This is a genomic window from Bacillus cereus, from assembly GCF_002577405.1.
Classification (GTDB): Bacteria; Bacillota; Bacilli; order Bacillales; family Bacillaceae_G; genus Bacillus_A; species Bacillus_A cereus_AU.
Genome location: NZ_NULR01000053.1, coordinates 1 through 1,323, shown reverse-complemented (window position 1 = coordinate 1,323; position 1,323 = coordinate 1). Strand labels below are relative to the sequence as shown.

Below are 1,323 nucleotides of genomic sequence, written 5' to 3'. Positions count from 1 at the left end.
AACGATTAAATTTCATCGCTAAGAAGGTCGTCTTCCACAACCGTATATTGAACGTTCTTGGGTCGTTTATCTTCCCAAAGATACTTGTTTTCCTGCGGTCTAAACCGTATAATCCGCAACCCTCGGGTTCAGTTTCCGCTTAGACTAACAAAGCTAAAAACTTAGCACTCTTCCGGCTTACCAGCATTCGATGCTGTACGGAAAGATGATCCACATCCACATGATGCGATTGCGTTTGGATTATCGATTGTGAATTATACGGTCAGTTTGCATTAGAATATAGTGCAGTAATATCAGCATTTAAGGCGCTTTACTGCGATTGTTTCCGTTCAATAAGGTTGTGTACATCACGCATTATGGAAGGTGTTGACCCCGACACTGGCGAAAAACTTTCTTGGTGGGAACGCACTGGTGCTGGTGTCATGGTTTTTGCGGGGCTTACTCCTGTTGGTAAGGGAATAAAAGTAGTCAAAGGCGCCCAAAAGGTAGCTGACGCCGTAGATACTGTGAAGAAGATAGACAAGACAGCGGAAGCAGTAAAAGCTCAAAGACAGGTGCAAATAGGAATAAATCAAGCAACTGGGAAAGCCTTTGAAAAAGAAGTGCATAAGGACTTCTCAAAAGAGGTAGATACAGTAGTAGAACAAATAACTTTAAAGACTAATAAAACAGGGACAAAGACAAGACTTGATTTTCTAGGAGCGAATAAAGATTTAGAAGATATAAGAATAGTTGAAGCAAAAGGTTCGCCAACTGCTCCCCTTACTAAAAAACAAAAAATTGCGATTCCTGAAATTGAAGAATATGGCGCGACAGTTGTAGGTAAAGGGAAACCACCGTTTGTAGGCGGTACAGAAATACCTCCAACTAAAGTTGAAATTAGAAGAAAACAATAGATAAGAGGTGTACTTATGTCTTTATATGAATTAGAAAAAGTTGATTTTATGGGCTACAATAAAGAAGAAAAAATAGCCTATTTAGTCATTGCTGATGAATTAGACTGGACAGATGAGGAAAAACATATTGAATTACTACAAGAAAAAATCAATTTATATTTGGGCTTTATAGAAAGTGGCGAGGTTTACGAAAGGTATCCTGAAGTAAAAGGGTATGGTTTTGTTATTAAGATATTCGGGAAATATCTTTTTACTGAATGGGGTAAAGAATTTTTAGAAAAGGTTGATGAGGTTCTCGTTGAAGCTGGATACGGTTTTCAATACGTGCATAAACCATTTGATGAGACTGAACAAACAGATAATATAATTGACTAGCAAAGAGCGTTTTTATGCGCTCTTTTTTATTTGCAAAAGAAAAGACCTCCCT

General features: G+C 37.9%; 2 protein-coding genes and 1 pseudogene. 2 read left to right on the top strand and 1 reads right to left on the bottom strand.

What is annotated here, in order from left to right:
* Nucleotides 1–161: 161 nt before the first annotated feature.
* Nucleotides 162–254 (bottom strand): annotated as a pseudogene (locus COC96_RS26995) (iron-sulfur cluster assembly accessory protein); the annotation flags it as partial.
* Between the two features lie 102 nt (nt 255–356).
* Between COC96_RS26995 and COC96_RS28420 the strand changes: the two are divergent.
* On the top strand, nt 357–896 hold the full coding sequence (locus tag COC96_RS28420) for a pre-toxin TG domain-containing protein (RefSeq protein ID WP_225315985.1): 540 nt from the start codon (nt 357–359) through the stop codon (nt 894–896).
* Nucleotides 897–911: 15 nt separating this feature from the next.
* Nucleotides 912–1,271: a DUF6572 domain-containing protein gene (locus tag COC96_RS26985; RefSeq protein WP_098268395.1), complete on the top strand. Its 360-nt coding sequence runs from the start codon at nt 912–914 to the stop codon at nt 1,269–1,271.
* Nucleotides 1,272–1,323: the final 52 nt, after the last annotated feature.

What these genes read in the sequence shown, in the direction of transcription:
- COC96_RS28420 (WP_225315985.1), top strand. Translation starts at nt 357, where the DNA reads ATGGAAGGTGTTGACCCCGACACTGGCGAAAAACTTTCTTGGTGGGAA.
- COC96_RS26985 (WP_098268395.1), top strand. Translation starts at nt 912, where the DNA reads ATGTCTTTATATGAATTAGAAAAAGTTGATTTTATGGGCTACAATAAA.